Here is a 17,190-nt window from a genome sequence, read left to right on the forward strand (position 1 = left end):
GCCGTTGAGTACTATCAGCTGGCTGCTGAGCAAGGGCATGCGCACGGCCAGTGCAATCTGGGTGTGATGTATGAGCACGGAAGAGGCGTAGTGCAAAGTGATAAGAAAGCCGTTGAATACTATCAGCTGGCTGCTGAGCAAGGGCATGCGTACGGCCAATGCAATCTGGGTGTGATGTATAGGCTCGGCAAAGGCGTAGTGCAAAGTGATAAGAAAGCCGTTGAGTACTATCAGCTGGCTGCTGAACAAGGCAATACTAGAGCTCTGTGTAATTTAGGTTACATGTACGACTTTGGCAGAGGAGTAAAACAGAACAGTAAACAAGCTAATAAATACTATCGCCTCGCCGCAGAGAAAGGAAATAACCGTGCCCAGCTCAACCTGGCCTTCAGTTATTTTCAAGGTGACGGTGTAAAACAAAGCTACGTTCGGACAAAAGCGCTGTGCGAACAAGTATTCAAAGACCCCCAACTTAGCTTTGAAGCCTATGAGCTCTGCGATAGAGCAGAGCGTTTTGAACAATCAAAGTCAATTAGCGCTTTGAGAGAGAGGATACTCTCCCACCTTCAAGTCAAAAAACATCGTACTATGACTCATTACACGTCTTTCGATGTGGGCCAGGCCATTTTACTGGAAAAAAGCCCTTTCAGACTGGGGCATATCAATGCAGTCAATGACCCCAATGAGGGAAAGTTACTCTGGCAGGAATTAGGTTACGAGCCGGAAGAAGGCAATCCGGTATTTATTGGCTGCTTTTTACCGGACAGCGACAGCCTGAATATGTGGCGCTTTTACAGTAAAAACCATTTAAATGATGATGCCTGCGGCTGCGCCATTACTTTTAACACAGAGCGCTTTTTTGACTATCGATTACTGGAAGAGCAGGGCAACCACACAGAGCAAGAGGAAAGGATGCCGTCATTTACCAATACCGGCCAGTCTCCTCAGGAAAGCACTGCGTTTTACCGGGTTGTGTATCTCAAAGATAATTTTAAGATACTGGGCGAGGGTGCCAAAGAGCTGAGAACATACTTCAAGGACCTTAAAAAAGAGGTCGATAAATTTGTTGGCAAGAAACCTACACCCGAGAAATTACAAACACTTGCCTGGCTACTCGGCCCATTACCCTACCTGCTAAAAGACGCCCATTATAAGGATGAGCAGGAACACAGAGTGATAGTCACGCATTTGGACTATGGTGCAAAGGAGATCCAAAGCTCAGCTCCCGACTTTGCCAACGGCACTGCGCCACGCTTATATCTGGAGCTGCACAGAGACGATCATCTGGCCCCGATTGAGTACGTGACGCTTGGTCCCAAAGCGCCCAACAAAGAGATGATGGCACCGTATTGGCGCCATCAACTGGCAAGCAAGTTTTCCGAGCAATTACAAAATCGAAAGCCTCTGGATATTCGCCCCTCGCGCTGCGCTTATAAGTAGTGCGAGGCATCTTCGGTGTTTGTAGTCGGGCGTTTGGCGCGCTCGACCACCAGCAGACCACAGGCAACAGCGGCCGGTAGCCACATGGCCAGCCGGGCTCTGAGTAGAGCAGGTTCCATGCCCTGACGGCGGGCGCTGTGTACCAGCGCCTGTTCAAACGACATAGCCTGACCACAGTGGCTGAGCAAATCCGCCTGCCAGTGGGTGAGCGGCTGGGTGATCAGCCGATAGTTTTGCCGGGTCAGGGCGATATAACGGGTTTCTCTGCCAGGCAGGGTATGTGGCTGGGCAGTTTCTAACTGTTCAACCATGGGCAGCAGATCGTAATCACTGACCAGCAATCGCAGGCACGGTGGCACCATCAGATTGAGCGACGCGCCGCCGCCCAGCAGTTCAAATTCGTTCAGTACCAGCTCGGCTGGGGGCGTGTTTTCCAGTCCTTCGGCCAGTAGGACCTCCGCTTTGGCACGCTCGAACCGGGCCAGCTCCACGGGCACATCGAACATAGCGCGCTGTTTGTCGTCGAACTCCCCCTGTGGCCGGGTATTAGCCAAAAAACTGACAAACGATTTACCCAGCGTATGCAAAGTGAAAGACCGCGACGGTAAGGTCACGATATATGCCTTGGCAAACACCTCAAAGACGTCATCGCCCATAAAGGCGCAGAGCAGGGCAAATTCCCCTTTCAGGCATTCCACCAGTCGCATAACGTAGCCAGCGGCATAGATATCCACCCGACGCTCGGCTGGCAACTGTGGGGTCGATTTAACGCACTGTTCAAGTGTCAGGCCATCACGCTGGCCCGCTGTAAGCAACTTTTCTGGCAAGTCACCACGAGAAATTAAAACGTGAGACAACCAGTTTTGCAACTGGCTGAGTTGTGGGGTTGAGTAGGTCATTTTGCTACCGGTTTTAAGCTGTGTGCCAGGTCTGTATTTTGATGCATTTCCCGTACCACAGGCGTTGAAAATTTCGCCATATCGCTCTGGTGCACGGCCTGCGCGGGCATCTCGCCATTAAGTACCTGCTTTGCCTTATTCAGCTCCGCCACCAGGGTGTCAAATGGCGGAATATTGGCGTCCCATTCCAGTAAGGTCGACACGCCGCCGGTCAGCTGTTGCGCCAATGCATAAAGCGCCCAGACTTGCTGCGGTACAGGCTGGTCGTGGGTATCAATCAGGCAGTCGCCGCAATCGCTTGGGCCCGCCAAATGGATCTGCACAATCTGCTGGTGGGGCAGGGCACGAATATACGCCTCAGGATCAAAGCCATGATTAAACGCACTGACAAACACATTATTGACGTCGAGCAAAATACCACAACCAGTGGCATTCACCAGCTCGGTAAAGAAAGCCGGTTCACTCAGGCTGGAATGGCAATACTCCAGATAGGTAGACGGGTTTTCCAGCACAATCGGACGCTCCAGCACTTCCTGCACTTGCTTAACCCGACGGATAACATGGTCGAGACTTTCATCGGTCAGCGGCATGGGTAAAAGGTCGTGGCTATTTACCCCGGCCACGCCAGTCCAGCACAGATGATCCGACACCCACGCAGGCTGCACAAAATCGCTCAGTGCTTTGAGCTTGTTCAGATAGGTAAAATCAAGTGGATCTGTGCTGCCAATGTTCATTGATACGCCATGCATCACCATAGGGTAGTGTGCTCTGAGTGTTTCCAGCACGTGGCGGCCATAGCCAAAGTTGTCTATGTAGTTTTCGCTGATGATCTCAAACCAGTCCACCGGCTTTTTTGCCGTATCATGGTCAATGCTCATCAGCTCAGGGTAATGCTGGCTGCGCAAGCCAACCCCAAATCCTAAGTTCCCGGTATGAGAAAAAGAGGCTGCGGTATCACGCCGCGCCTCCCCATTATAATTATCCGACATGGCGCTTCCTTATGTTGAAGGCGGCAGTGCCAGACGAATGTCATCCACTTCTGGTGGCGCAGGGATTTCACCGGTCTGCTTATTAACCAGATCGTTGGCATTACAATAAGCCTGCCAGGCAATCTTGTACACCGCGTCCCCTTCTTTATAGGGCATTGGCGTGGTCTTATCAGATGAGTCGCAGTCCAGCTGTGGATCACCGCCATCAGGAGTAATGTAGCTAATCGGTGTGAAGTTGTTGTCTTCATCAAAACTAAACAACTGCATTTTATAGCCATCACTGTCATCGGCTGGCAGGGATGGGAATAACTGCGACGCCGAAATAGGCACAGCGCACCCACCCAGGTTATTACATTTGTTGTCGGCCGGCGCACTCTTAATGCCTTTAGCGCCACTGGCACCACAGCTGCCACCCGGTGTTGTGCTGTGAACAAAACCACAGCCACCCTGGGCTTTACAATCGTTTGAGCCTTTACAGCTATGGAACACCTGGGCTGGTGGTAGTCCTGCATCCTCCGATCTATAACTCATACCCTGGCAGGCATGATACAAGACGCCTTCTTCCTGCGGTGCAATGCCAGTCACCAGATCAGGTGCCATCCCAGTCGTGGCCCAGCAAATTGAGACACGGTCACCAGAGCCACCCATTGCAGGCCCGGGGAACTCATCGGTTTTCCCTGACCAGTAGCGGTCCAGCGCGGTTGTCAGACCTTTAATGGTTCCTACTGCCGACTGGCTGAACAGCAGGTGGGTTTCCACCTTGCTTTTTTCTGTGCTGCTGAGATTGTTCAGTGCAGCAACGATCTCATCAACCCCAGGTAAGTCTGGGTGCTGCTCTTTTGCTTTATCACAGGTACCCGGGTTCAGCATTTCCCTGTTCCAACGCTTACCTTCGGCATGCCAGTCTTTCCAGGTTAGGTACCTCTCTTGTTCTGAGTAGCTGGGATCACTGTATTTAACGATCAATTCCAGTGTTTGCTTGAAGATCAAGAAATGATCTTTGCGCTTATTCATGATCCGTGCACACGCCGATCCTGAGATAGGTGTACCCGGATAATCCGCTTTAAGTGCGTTCTCATCAGGCTGATACTTCTCTTGCACGGTATGCGTATCTTCAGTCTTTTGCGCAAACAAACTGCTCAGGGCTTTTTGTGCCCAGGCTTCATGGCTCCATTGCTGGCAGATTGTTTCAACCACGCCCTGACCTTCGCCCTGATCGGTAATGGCATTGATGTTGTTGATAAGTTTAACTTTGAGCTCATCGTGGCGTGTATCATCCAGTTCTGGCGAATTCAAAGACCCGTCAACGCCAGGAAATTGTGCCTGGTACTCGTCATCGCCGGGACGGACGTTAAAGTAGTCTCTTTGCACCGGTGTTGACCCTAACAGCGCATCGAGCAAAGACGTGCCATCGTCATACTGAATTTGCAGGTAGTTCCAGTAACACAGGTACATATGGCCGATTGAGCCAAACAGCGGCAGGTTGGTTTCATTGTAGCTGGGTTGCCACCAGTTGAACGGGGCATTTTCAAAGTACTTGGGACGACCATCTGCACCGGGTTTGAGGTACTGGGGTGCAATAATTTTTTGCGCGTCTTCTTCGGTTTCTTCAATCAATAAAAACAGCAGCGCCTGCTCTTTGTTAAGTTCCGTAGCATTCACCCTGAGATCCTGCAAACTTTCACCCTTAAAGTGGGCTTTAAAGTAATCCCTGACTTCAGGGCTCAGCTTATTCAGATCGCTGTCGCAGTCATTAAAATCCAGAATGTGCGGGATCATGGTCTGATTGTTGTAACACTGCCAGCCATATTTCTTATCGATCAGTGCCTCACTGGTAAAAGTCGGTGTAAGTCCGATCTTGCTGGCCATATTAGAAGCCAGTTGCAGGTGCAGCATTTCTTCAACAAACACACTGTATACACCATTGAATACTTGCTCGTTGACTGTTAAGACATCCGTCGGTGTCGGCTTCACTACGGCGTCATATTCATCGAATCGCCCCTTTGGCACCGTACCAGCTGTTGCTGCCAAACCAGGCCACCAACGTCCCGGATATAACCCGGAGTTGTCGCCAATCTGGTGCATCCCATAAATGGAGTATAGGCCAGTCATATACAGAGGAATGGTAAATAGCTCAACGTTGATAGCCGCCTGCGCGATGGCTTTCACACACGAGATATCAGCAGCCTTGTAATCAACGCTACGCGCTTTTATCTCTTGCTCTTGTTGCTTTGAAATTCTGAGTTCGGGCTTAATGATTTCTTTCAGCCCGCTCAATACGTCTTTGTTAATTGGTTCGTTCATGAACTTGCTCCTTCGTGACGGTTTGACTACTGCCCGTCCGTTTCTTCAAGGCGGTAGTGCTCATAAAAGGTAGTTCACAACAAAAGAAATTCCTATTACATCCTATTACTCACAAACAGAGTGTACAAAAGAAGAGGGATGTTTACCGACGCCGTTCAATCTCACAAAGGTCAGACGTCTGATTGTCGCAATATTGTGACGCTTGGAGCTGAGATTTAGCGCTGTCGGGACTCAGCCTTGCTTCGGCATCAATATCAATCCCATTTGCCAGGCAGGCTTCTTTGTAGGCTTGCTGTTGCTGTGCATTTACAACCCCGTTGGACAATGCCAGTGCAAGCCCGCCAGCCAATTCCAGCTCATGAAATATCAGGTTGCTGGCAGCACGGGGCGCCATTTCTATACTGGTCGATTCTTTATAAACGCCGCAATATTCGTCAAAGCTGACTTCGGTCTGCGGCACAAAAATACACCCCGACAACAATAGGGTACTAATCCCCGGCAACAGGTATTTCCCTGACAACATAATCAATATTATCCGTACTTATCACTTTGGGTAAGAGTATGCAGGGCACTCATAGAATTCAACGGGTTACAACATAAGTCTGACGCAATTTTACATCTGCCGACATTTTGCAGAGCAACAGAGCGTAAAGCCCCTTTACACTCTGTTGCTCAGACTAATCAAAGAACCTACTGAACAAGACCCTTGTACTGACGTCGATACGCATGCAGCAGAGGTTCCGTGTAGCCATTTGGCTGTACTTTACCTTGCAGCACCAACGCCAGAGCAGCCGCAAAGGCCAAGTTGTCTTCGATGTTTTCGCCGCTCATAGGCTGGTATTGCGCGTCATGATGATTTTGCTCATCGACGATTTTCGCCATACGCACAAAAGTGCGCTTAACCTGCTCCTCACTGCATATGCCATGGTGCAACCAGTTCGCAATGTGCTGGCTGGAGATACGCAAAGTTGCTCTGTCTTCCATCAGGCCAACATGATTGATATCGGGTACTTTCGAGCAACCAATACCCTGATCTATCCATCGCACCACATAACCCAGAATTCCCTGGGCATTATTGTCAAGCTCGGTTTGGATCTCTTCATCGCTAAGCTGTCGTGTGCCCAGTAGCGGCGGTGTCAACAGGTCGTCAAGGCTTGCCATCTGCCGCTGGGCAATTTGCTGCTGCAATGTCGCCACTTCAACTTCGTGATAATGCATGGCATGCAAAGTGGCCGCGGTGGGAGAGGGCACCCAGGCGGTATTGGCACCCGACTTCGGATGCGCCAGCTTTTGCTCCATCATCAACGCCATTTTATCCGGCATTGGCCACATGCCTTTGCCTATCTGTGCCTTACCCGCAAAGCCCGAAGCCAGACCAGTGTCTACATTACGATCCTCATACGCCGCAATCCAGGGCTGTGCTTTTATCTCGCCTTTGGGTAATACCGGGCCTGCCAGCATAGACGTGTGGATCTCGTCACCGGTTCTGTCCAGGAACCCGGTATTGATGAACACCACGCGGGAGTGTGCCGCATTGATACAGGCCTGTAAGTTTACAGATGTACGACGCTCTTCATCCATAATGCCCATTTTTAGGGTGTTTTCAGGTAATTTCAGCAACTGCTCTACTGCACTAAACAACTCGCCGGTAAAGGCCACTTCTTCCGGGCCATGCATTTTGGGTTTGACGATATTCACGCTCTGCGCAGTGGAGTTTTTAAGCGCACCATCACCTTGCAGATCGTGCAGCGCGGCGGTTGCGGTGATCACCGCATCGACTATTCCCTCGAACACCTCTTCACCATGCTCATCCAAAATGGCGGGGGTGGTCATCAAATGGCCAACATTACGCACAAACATCATAGCGCGGCCTTTGAGGCTCAGCGACTGGCCATCAGGTGTCAGGTAAGTTTTGTCGGCATTTAGTGAACGGGTTACTGTCCTACCCGCTTTTTCAAACTGTTCTTCGAGTGTCCCCTGCATCAGACCCAGCCAGTTGCGGTAAACCTGTACTTTATCTTCGGCATCCACAGCTGCAACTGAGTCTTCACAATCCATAATGGTGGTCAGCGCGGATTCCAGGATAACGTCTTTGATCCCGGCCTTATCTGCCTGGCCGATCGGATCCTGAGGATCGATCAGGATTTCAAAATGCAGATCATGGTGTTTAAACAGTAACGCCGACGGGCTCTGTGGCTGTCCGTTATATCCGGCAAACTGCGCGGGTTCCGCCAGTTTAACCTGGCTTGAGTCGTTAAGCGTGATGATCAGTTCACCTTGTACCACCGCATAGTTGGTGCTTTCAATATGATAGCCATGTGCCAGCGGCAAAATACGGTCCAGTAGCTGGCGAGCATAGGCCATCACTTTAAAGCCCCGTACCGGGTTATACCCACTCGCGCGCTCCGCGCCGTCCTCTTCGGGCAATACATCTGTGCCATACAACGCATCATAGAGTGAACCCCAGCGGGCATTGGCTGCGTTTAGCGCAAACCGCGCATTACTGACCGGCACTACCAATTGCGGACCTGCAATACGAGCAATTTCAGGCTCAACCAGCTCGGTGGTGATAGGCTGCACAGCAACATCAGGCACCAAATAGCCAATTTCGGTCAAAAATGTCCGATACTTATCAGCATCCCAGCTCGGGTTCGCTAAATGGTAGTCATCAATTTGTTTTTGTAATAGATCGCGCTTGGCAAGCAACGCCCGGTTTTTGGGTGTGAGAGTGTGAATAATAGTCGAAAAACCTGACCAGAAGTCATCTGCGTTAATTTGGGTGCCAGGCAGCAGCTCCTGATCGACAAAGTCAAACAGGCGGGTATCGATACGCAATCCGGCCTGTAAAATGTGAGAACTCATGTGAGTGATCCTTGATCGGGTTTGAACGGGTCACTTTAAAATAAGCCAATTTCAGTAAAAACAAACCCTTTTACCCATTCACAATAAATATACTGGCAATAACAACTATAAATTTAAAAAATTCAACTGGTCGGTCTAGTGTTTATTTAAGCGCCAGGCAGCACTCTCACACTCGCTCCTGGCAAACAAACATAAACCAGTTAGCTTAAACCCGTTCGAAGGAATTTTGTTATGAGCAGTTATACCTCTCAAATTGATCGTTTTACTACATTGTGCCAGTCTCAGGGCGATACATGGCAGGGGATCAACCCCGAATTTGCAACCAGAATGCACTTACAAAACCGCTTTAAAACGGGTCTGGATATCGCTAAATACACAGCAAAGGTAATGCGTGAAGATATGGCGGCTTATGATGCCGACAGCAGTCAGTATACGCAGTCACTAGGCTGCTGGCATGGCTTTACGGCTCAGCAAATGATGATGGCCATCAAGCGCCACAACAAGACCACTAAGCGCTCTTACGTGTATCTGAGTGGTTGGATGGTTGCCGCGCTTCGCTCTGAATTTGGGCCACTGCCAGATCAAAGCATGCACGAAAAAACCGCCGTGCCTAAGCTGATTGAAGAGATCTACACCTTCTTAAAACAGGCGGATGCGCGTGAACTCGATCACCTTTACAAGGCGCTGGATGAGGCCAAAGCGCAGGGCGGTGATATCCAGGCAATTACAGCACAGATAGACAGCTTCGAAACTCACGTAGTACCAATCATTGCTGACATCGATGCCGGTTTTGGTAACGAGGAAGCCACCTACCTGCTGGCAAAACAAATGATTGAAGCCGGTGCGTGTGCCATCCAGATTGAAAATCAGGTATCGGATGCCAAGCAATGTGGCCACCAGGCCGGTAAAGTCACCGTACCTCACGAGGACTTTCTGGCGAAAATCAATGCAGTACGTTACGCATTCTTAGAGCTGGGTGTAGAAGATGGCATTATTGTCGCCCGAACAGATTCTCTGGGTGCCAGCCTGACGCAGAAAATCCCGGTCTCTAAAACACCTGGCGATTTGGCCAGCCAGTACAACGCGTTCCTCGACACCACAGTTATCTCTGGCGCTGCAGATCTGAACGAAGGTGACATGGTCATTAAACAAAATGGTGAGCTGTGCAAGCCAGTTCGCCTCGACAATGGCCTGTATCAGTTCAGAGAAGGCACTGAAAAAGACCGCGTTGTGCTCGATTGTGTTACCAGCTTGCAATCAGGCGCCGATCTGTTGTGGATTGAAACTGAAAAGCCCAATGTAGAGCAAATAGCAGAACTGGTAAACCGAGTCCGTGAGCAGGTGCCCAATGCCAAACTAGTCTACAACAACTCACCGTCGTTTAACTGGACACTGAAGTTCCGTGAACAGGTTTACGCAGAGTGGCAGGCACAAGGCAAAGATCTTTCTGCGTACCCGGATCCAACTCAAGATCCAAAAGCGCTGATGTCTCCTGAACTGGATCAATCGGAGCTGGCTGCAGAAGCCGATGCTAAGGTACGTACCTTCCAGCGTGACGGTGCCGCTCAGGCGGGTATTTTCCACCACCTGATCACCTTGCCGACATACCACACTGCCGCACTGAGCACTGATATTTTGGCTGAAGGATACTTTGGTGACCTGGGTATGCTTGCCTATGTACGTGACGTCCAGAGAGAAGAAATTCGCCGCGAGCAGGCTTCTGTAAAACATCAGGACCTGGCTGGCTCAAACATTGGCGATACACATAAAGAGTATTTCAGTGGTGAAAACGCACTGAAAGCAGGCGGTGAAGCCAACACCATGAACCAGTTTTAATTGTCATATAGTTCCTTAATCAAGCGAGGGCCTTCGGGCCCTTTTTAGATCAGATTTTTACTATCTCTAATTCCAGCACCATAACCACTGCCCGCACAACTCAACGACCTAACGATTATTGTCGTTTGATTTGCCCCTGTGCATTTCAACCAGACAAGCACGGATCAGAATTTTACCCGCCCGTATATACTCTCCCAAATTATTGGATCAAGATTTTATTAGCTGGGGGACTTTCTGTGTCTGCCAGGGATAAGGACAGAAAAAGTGGGTAAAACCATCGTGTTTTGGCTCAAAAATCGAAAAAAGCCACCGATTTCTAGCTGAAAAATTCGACTAGTTGCAATAATAAATACGGCCCAGGCCACATTTTTACTAACTCTGATGTCTATAAATCAAAATTTTACTAAGTCCGTACACGGATAAAACAAAATTTTACTAACTAGATAGCCAATAAATCATGATTTTACCAACTCAGCGTACTGTAAACCCCCTTTACAGATCCATAATTGCACCACAATTATTGCATACTCTGAAAAAAGTCTTATGTACTACTAAGAAATTATGAAAAAAATACTGCTTCAATCTGCTTTTGCGTTACTCAGTATAGTCACAGTTAATGCACAGGCAACCGGCTCTACTTTAACTCTGCAAGAGATAAAAAAGCTCGAGCTGTCGGGCAATTACGAGCAGGCACTCAGTAGTTTGACCCCATTTTACATCCACACTGATGCAAAAAAGCAATTAAAGGCGCGCTTTGTTGAAGCACAAATCTATCGCAAGCAGGGCAATCATCAGCAAGCGATTGATGCGTTAGACAGATTACCCAAGCAATTTCAGCTGGATGTCGACAGCCAGTTTCAGCTTTATAAGGAGCTGGGGATTAATTACCGACGTATGGGCAAGCTGGATGATGCAGAAAGTAACTACAGGCAAGCTTTAGAAACAGCTAAATCAATGAATAATAAGGACTTGATAGGTCAAAGTTATTCTAATCTCGGAACCTTGTATGACTACAAGAACGAAATGGCGATGGCGATGCAGTTTCAGCTTAAAGCCAGAGATGCGCTAAAAGACAGTCAGCTTCACGGGGTGGTGGCAAACAACTTTTATAACCTGGGCGATATGGCAATGCGCTTTAACGACCTGGAGCAAGCCGAGTTCTTTTTTACTAAGGCCTTGGTAGCAGACAAGAAGTCGGGTGAGCTAAGTAATATTGCAGGCACGGCGCTGAGACTGGCTCAGGTCACATTTAAACGCAAAAACTACTTACTGGCCGTAGAAAAAACCACTGAGGCCATTGAGCTGCTTGAGCAAATTCCGGCCAATGTCAGCCTGGCGCGTGCCCATAAGCTAATCAGCCAGGCCTATCTCAAGCTGGAAAAAGGAGCCAAGGCTGAAGAGCATGCTAAGTTATCTATGCATTACGCCGCGCAAAGTGATAACCAGATACAGCGTTTCTATGCCCACGTCATTATGGCCCGTGCCTATTTATATCAGCATAAACCAGAACTGGCCCAGCCCCACTACGAGTGGCTGACACATTTTATGGATGTAGAAAATGAGAACACTCATATGTCTCAGGTTTACTATAACCTCAAGGCCAAATACGATTTTCAGCAAGGCAACCATCAGGAGGCGTATGAAGCCCTAAGCCAGGCAAATACCTTTTTTGCCCAGAATATAGAAAAGGCCAACTCAGAGCAGGCACTGACTCACAAACGCACCATAGATACCGTTATGCAACAGCAACGCTTAGATGACTCAGAGCATCATCGTAAGCTTACAGAAAGTCAGTTGCGCAATGCACAACTGATGCAGCGCATGTGGCTGTTTGTTGCCCTGACCTGTCTGTTATTGGGCATTTTGATCACCTATATTTTATTCAGCAAAAACCGTACGACGCGCCTGAGAGCCAACCTTTACCAGCAAAACCTTAAACAAAAAGATCAAATGCTGGCCGATATTTCTCACGAACTGAGAACGCCGCTGAGCGTGCTTAAGCTACACATAGAGGCACTGGAATATAATCTGCTGGAAGACGACACTCTGGCATACAGCAAGATCAATGAAAAAATATCCCAGCTAAACCATCTAATCTCAGACGTTTATCAACTCTCGCAGGCTGATAACCAGGCAATGGTGATCAATAATCAACCCTACTGTACCCGTACACTCGCAGACAGTTATTGCTACGACATCAAGCGAATGGTGCAAAGCAATGATCTGCACTTTAGTGCCGATGTTTCAATTCCTACTAATGCCAGTGTGTTGATAGACAAACCTAAGCTGGACAGGGTAATAGATAACCTGGCAAAAAACGCCTGCCTGTACACCGATAAACCGGGTCAGGTACGTCTGAAAATCCGGCAAAACTGTGAGGGACTGATCATTCAATTGGAGGATTCATCACCGGGCGTGTCTGACAATGAAAAGCCGCGCTTATTTGAGCGTTTATACCGAGTAGAAAGCTCGCGCAGTCGAGCAACCGGAGGATCAGGTCTGGGGTTGTCCTTATGTAAAAGCCTGGTGGAGTCCATGTCAGGTGACATTGAATTAAGAGATAGCAGACTAGGGGGGCTTTCTGTGCGGGTTACATTATATGCGGCCTCAGCCACACCTAAAGTAAAAGTGCCACAGACCGTATCACAGATTTAGTACTCAAAATGCCTGACATTATGTCAGGCATTTTTTTAGCGCTTTATTTAATCATACTTATCGTTCTTTTTTAAAACAGGTAAGATTAAAAAACATTCGCTTGGTACTAAAGTCTGATAATATCAAACCACCCGTATATTAACGTTTTGCGTATCGCTAAACCCGCTATCGCTTCACAGATCCGACCTCAATAAAAATCGCCCCACAACTGATCCGATCAGGTGTGACAAGGGGGTTCCTCCATTTTCTTTCCACAATGATTGGTTTTAATAAGCAATATACACGGGAGGAATGGTCTATGACACAGCGAACTATGAAACACAATGAATGGGTAAAAATTGTTGAATCCAGACATCGTCAGAAAAAGCAAAATACGACAGTAAAAACCACTTTACCAATCTGGTCTATGTTGTTAGGTGGCTTTATCATACTTTCAGCTGCATGGACCTACTTTGTTGATAGCTCATCTGAAGACATTCAGATCGCAGCAATTGATTCAAGTGCCCAAAAACGCATTACACGCTACTTTTCTAAGCAGTTCATGATGGGCAGCTGGAAGTTTAACAATATTGATTTTAAAAGCGGCGAGCTCAATGTGTTTATTCAGATCCCGACTAAATTGGCAATGTCTGAAAGCGAAGTGAAAGAGTATATTCGTAATTCTCTGTGCCCGGCAGCCAACAGTCGTGTTTGGCAAGATGTACAAAATAACGACATGTATATTTACCTGTATACAGACATGCCACGCAGAGGCAAGTACGCCTTGTGTAATAGCTGATCATACCAAATACGAAAGGGGCCTGATGGCCCTTTTTTATTATCTGCGACACGCTTATAACTTCCCCTGTTAAATACGCCTCTATTTTGGCTACTACACTGTTAAAAATGATAATCTTTATTGACTAGTGTATTATGAGCTTGCTTTCCTGCTTACCCCCAATTCTTATGAATTAAGGAAAATTAATAATAATAAATGAGTAACCAACAATGAAAATAATAAAAATACTCTTAGCCATCGTGTTTACCGCCACCCTAGGTATCATTTTCTTTCACCAAACATTGATATCCTCAGTACTTTTGCCCCAATATATTAGCTGGGCTGAAGAAACTGATATACAAGGTCGTCAGATTGGCGAACCTTTAGATCAAAAGCACTTAGCAATTGCAAAAGAGATAGGCATACAATCTCCGGAAAAGGTGAGGATAGTCTATGTTGACGAAGTCCCTTTTCCTCATGACAACTTTGCCTTGAAAACGTTAGGCGAAGCACTTGGGTTTGTGGGAGAGGGCATTATCAATAACGCTCAGGTATTTGGTTATTCTATCTACGTACGTCACGGCTTTGAACTCACAACACCCAAACTGGCACATGAACTTGTCCATGTTCTGCAGATTGAACGCTCCAGCTTGCAGGCTATCGTGACACAGCACTTTTCTGACCTGGCTGAATATGGCTATGATAACTCTCCATTGGAAGTAGAAGCTTTCAAGGCCAATGAAATTTACAAAGATCGTTAGATCGCAAAGTACAGAGTCGCAAACTCAACAATGAGTATTGCGACTCCACAAGGTATTACCTGCTGCAGGAAACAAGTACTCACACGCTTCCTGCAGAAACATTCGCGTTAGAGGTTGTCCCTTACTCTAGTTCAAGTTTCGCTTTTTCTGTTAATTCACTCGGTAACTCGCGAGATACTGAGACGCCAAGTTCTTTAAACTCAGAGGCTTGTTTAATCAGGTTCCCTTTGCCGCTGTAGAGCTGTGCCATCGCTTTATCGTACCCTTCCCGAGCCTTATCCAGTTGTTTTCCCACGCCTTCCAAACTATGTAAAAATGCATTCAGCTTGCTGTAGAACTTTTCTGCACGCAGCGCCAGCTCCTTACTGTGTTTACTTTGCTCTTCAAAACGCCACAACTGTTTCACGATATTCAGGCTGGTCAGCAGGGTAGTTGGTGTTGCAATCAACACTTTGTTCTCGAGGGCGTATTGATATAAATCGGGCGCATACTTAATGGCCTCAACAAATGCTGATTCCACCGGAATAAACATGATCACCACTTCGGGAGAGTTCAGCCCAGGTAATCGCTCGTAAGATTTGTCTCCCAGCTCTTTTACCCTTGCTTTTACTGCTTCAACGTGGGCGACAATAGCCTGATTTGCCTCGCTATCTTGCTCAGCATTGACATAGCGGGTATAAGCGTTCAAAGAGGTTTTAGCATCCACCACCAGGTGACGCGCTTGAGGCAGATACACAATGACATCGGGGCGGTATTTACCTTCTTCGGTCGAAAAACTCACCTCGCGCTGATAATCATTACCCGGACGTAAACCCGCACTGTCGAGCACATTTTCGAGCATCAGTTCACCCCAGTTACCCTGAGTTTTCTTCTGGCCCTGCAACGCGTTTGTCAGCTTATGCGCCTGCTCAGTGATGGCCTGGTTGTTGGCCTGCAAATGCAATAACTCGGTGCGCAGTGCGGCTCTTTGTTTGAGTTCTTCGCTGTGAATGGCTTCCATTTTATCCCGAAAGCCCTTTAATTCGCCCTGAACGGGTTGTAACAGCTGAGAAATTTTATCCTGACTGTGACGAGCGAACTTTTCACTTTTGTCCTCAAAAATTTGTGTCGCCAGATTTTCAAACTCTTGCTTTAAAACGGCCTTTGACTGTTCAAGTTGAGCCAGTTGCGCATCAAAAGACTGCTGCTTTTGTGCAAGGGTGGTTTTCACATCGGTCAGCTCCAACTCAAGGCGGTGAGCGTACGCTTGAGTATCCTGGGCCATATCTTCTGCTTTTTGCCAGCGATTCTGTAACTCACTACTTTGACGTTGCTTTTCATCCAGCCGAGCCTGCAACTGCTGACAATCACCATGTAGTTGCCAATGTTGGCTCTGTGCCTGTTTCAGCTCATCAGTTAATTGTGCAAGCTGACTCTGTAACTGCTCATTTTGCACCATCAACTGTTGTCTGGCAGTTTGGTTCTTTTGCCGAAACAAACTATACAGGGGAGCAAAAACACATGAAGATAACACGGCGCCGGCACTGAGTAATGTCAAAATTTGAGCAGGAGAAAGGGTGGCTAAACTGGACAAAAACATAGGCATTCTCTTGATGTAACTATGTTTAGATAATATCAACTACACAGCCTAAATGCCTATTATATTGTGATTTTCTTAAAATTTGTTGTAGGAAGCTAGCGGCGCATCAGCGCCGTCATTTAAGCATCAAGTTGCTGCTCATTGAAACGATAGCCAGCACCATATACCGATTCAACAATTTTGGGCGAGCACTCGATTTGCTTGATCTTTTTACGGATGTTCTTGATATGACTGTCTATAACGCGGTCGGAAATATCAAAGTTGTCGGGCTGAATATGATCGAGAATCTGCTGACGAGAGAAAACCCGGTTAGGCGCCTGATACAACATGGCAAATACGTCAAACTCAACTTTAGTCAAAGACAAGGTGTTGCCTTTGATAGAAACGATTAACTGATCCACATCCACCACGATGGCGGCTTCCTGAGACGCGCTAGGGGCTGCCTGGCAGCGACGCAGAATCGCTTTGATACGCATCACCAGTTCCGCAGCACTGAATGGCTTACAGACGTAATCATCGGCACCAAATTCCAACCCTTTTAACCGGTCAGCTTCAGATACCTTTGCCGTTAGCATCACAATCGGTACCATTGAGAACTCTCGGATCTGGCGCATACACTCAACACCATCCTGGTTAGGTAGCATGATGTCCATCAAAATGGCTTCAGGGTTATTTTCTCTCACCCAGTCAACCACCAAAGCACCATCTGCAATATGGGTAATTTCGAATCCAGAAGCTTTAAAAAACAGCATTACCTGCTCTGCAATATCGTAATCATCCTCAACGATAAGAATATGGTGCTTAGATGTCATTTAGCCTCTCGATTTAGCCTTTAGTTGTGAAAGCTGCTTTTTAACCTGACCCTTTAGCTTATCCGACAAAGTTTCATCAAACAGCAACATGGTCAGAATGCTGGCCAGATCATCTGAACTGGCAACCTCGTTTAGTAGATCATAATCACACTGTGACTGAGGTTCAATAAAGTTTAACTGTGAAATTGCGTTTTCGTAGCACAACATAGCTCGCCCCTTGAGTCCATCGCGTCCTAATTCGCCAATATGGCTATTAAAGTCGAACAATGTGGATCAAATATGGAACAGCTTAAAAA

Annotated in this window: 13 protein-coding genes; 5 read left to right on the plus strand and 8 right to left on the minus strand. The window is 47.6% G+C overall.

Annotated features, from left to right (window positions below; all coding sequences use genetic code 11):
* Nucleotides 1-1,440 (plus strand): tetratricopeptide repeat protein (locus ACXAH1_RS21885; protein WP_475199637.1); only part of this gene is annotated, 1,440 nt, incomplete at its 5' end.
* Here ACXAH1_RS21885 and ACXAH1_RS21890 read toward each other — a convergent pair.
* The 5 genes from ACXAH1_RS21890 to ACXAH1_RS21910 all read right to left on the minus strand — a co-directional run bounded on the left by ACXAH1_RS21890 (nucleotide 1,431) and on the right by ACXAH1_RS21910 (nucleotide 8,494).
* Nucleotides 1,431-2,339 (minus strand): HvfC/BufC family peptide modification chaperone, encoded by a 909-nt coding sequence (locus tag ACXAH1_RS21890; RefSeq protein ID WP_475199639.1) that lies wholly within the window; start codon nucleotides 2,337-2,339, stop codon nucleotides 1,431-1,433. The genes ACXAH1_RS21885 and ACXAH1_RS21890 overlap by 10 nt on opposite strands.
* On the minus strand, nucleotides 2,336-3,328 hold the full coding sequence (bufB, locus tag ACXAH1_RS21895; protein WP_475199640.1) for an MNIO family bufferin maturase: 993 nt from the start codon (nucleotides 3,326-3,328) through the stop codon (nucleotides 2,336-2,338). The genes ACXAH1_RS21890 and bufB overlap by 4 nt, the downstream gene beginning before the upstream one ends.
* A gap of 9 nt (nucleotides 3,329-3,337) precedes the next feature.
* Nucleotides 3,338-5,632 (minus strand): ferritin-like domain-containing protein, encoded by a 2,295-nt coding sequence (locus ACXAH1_RS21900; protein ID WP_475199642.1) that lies wholly within the window; start codon nucleotides 5,630-5,632, stop codon nucleotides 3,338-3,340.
* Between the two features lie 142 nt (nucleotides 5,633-5,774).
* A complete protein-coding gene (locus tag ACXAH1_RS21905) occupies nucleotides 5,775-6,155 on the minus strand; it encodes a hypothetical protein (protein ID WP_475199643.1) in 381 nt (126 codons plus the stop codon).
* Nucleotides 6,156-6,322: 167 nt separating this feature from the next.
* Nucleotides 6,323-8,494 (minus strand): malate synthase G, encoded by a 2,172-nt coding sequence (locus ACXAH1_RS21910; protein ID WP_475199645.1) that lies wholly within the window; start codon nucleotides 8,492-8,494, stop codon nucleotides 6,323-6,325.
* A gap of 231 nt (nucleotides 8,495-8,725) precedes the next feature.
* Here ACXAH1_RS21910 and ACXAH1_RS21915 point away from each other — a divergent pair, with 231 nt between their 5' ends.
* The 4 genes from ACXAH1_RS21915 to ACXAH1_RS21930 all read left to right on the plus strand — a co-directional run bounded on the left by ACXAH1_RS21915 (nucleotide 8,726) and on the right by ACXAH1_RS21930 (nucleotide 14,503).
* Nucleotides 8,726-10,330 (plus strand): isocitrate lyase, encoded by a 1,605-nt coding sequence (locus ACXAH1_RS21915; RefSeq protein WP_475199647.1) that lies wholly within the window; start codon nucleotides 8,726-8,728, stop codon nucleotides 10,328-10,330.
* A gap of 561 nt (nucleotides 10,331-10,891) precedes the next feature.
* Nucleotides 10,892-12,985 carry an ATP-binding protein gene (locus ACXAH1_RS21920; RefSeq protein ID WP_475199648.1) on the plus strand — a complete coding sequence of 698 codons (2,094 nt, stop codon included), beginning with the start codon at nucleotides 10,892-10,894 and terminating at the stop codon, nucleotides 12,983-12,985.
* Between the two features lie 298 nt (nucleotides 12,986-13,283).
* Nucleotides 13,284-13,763 carry a hypothetical protein gene (locus tag ACXAH1_RS21925; RefSeq protein ID WP_253044706.1) on the plus strand — a complete coding sequence of 160 codons (480 nt, stop codon included), beginning with the start codon at nucleotides 13,284-13,286 and terminating at the stop codon, nucleotides 13,761-13,763.
* A 209-nt stretch (nucleotides 13,764-13,972) separates the two neighbouring features.
* Nucleotides 13,973-14,503: a hypothetical protein gene (locus tag ACXAH1_RS21930; protein ID WP_475199649.1), complete on the plus strand. Its 531-nt coding sequence runs from the start codon at nucleotides 13,973-13,975 to the stop codon at nucleotides 14,501-14,503.
* A gap of 121 nt (nucleotides 14,504-14,624) precedes the next feature.
* On the opposite strand, the gene ACXAH1_RS21935 is transcribed toward ACXAH1_RS21930, so the two are convergent.
* The 3 genes from ACXAH1_RS21935 to ACXAH1_RS21945 all read right to left on the minus strand — a co-directional run bounded on the left by ACXAH1_RS21935 (nucleotide 14,625) and on the right by ACXAH1_RS21945 (nucleotide 17,101).
* Nucleotides 14,625-16,082, minus strand: coding sequence for a DNA recombination protein RmuC (locus ACXAH1_RS21935; protein WP_475199651.1), 1,458 nt, complete (start codon nucleotides 16,080-16,082; stop codon nucleotides 14,625-14,627).
* 119 nt (nucleotides 16,083-16,201) lie between these two features.
* A complete protein-coding gene (locus ACXAH1_RS21940; protein ID WP_138553559.1) occupies nucleotides 16,202-16,894 on the minus strand; it encodes a response regulator in 693 nt (230 codons plus the stop codon).
* The gene (locus ACXAH1_RS21945) at nucleotides 16,895-17,101 is read right to left on the minus strand and encodes a hypothetical protein (protein ID WP_054017687.1); all 207 of its coding nucleotides are present in this window, start codon (nucleotides 17,099-17,101) and stop codon (nucleotides 16,895-16,897) included.
* Nucleotides 17,102-17,190 lie beyond the last annotated feature (89 nt).

The organism is Pseudoalteromonas sp. AWH4_217, assembly GCF_056161105.1.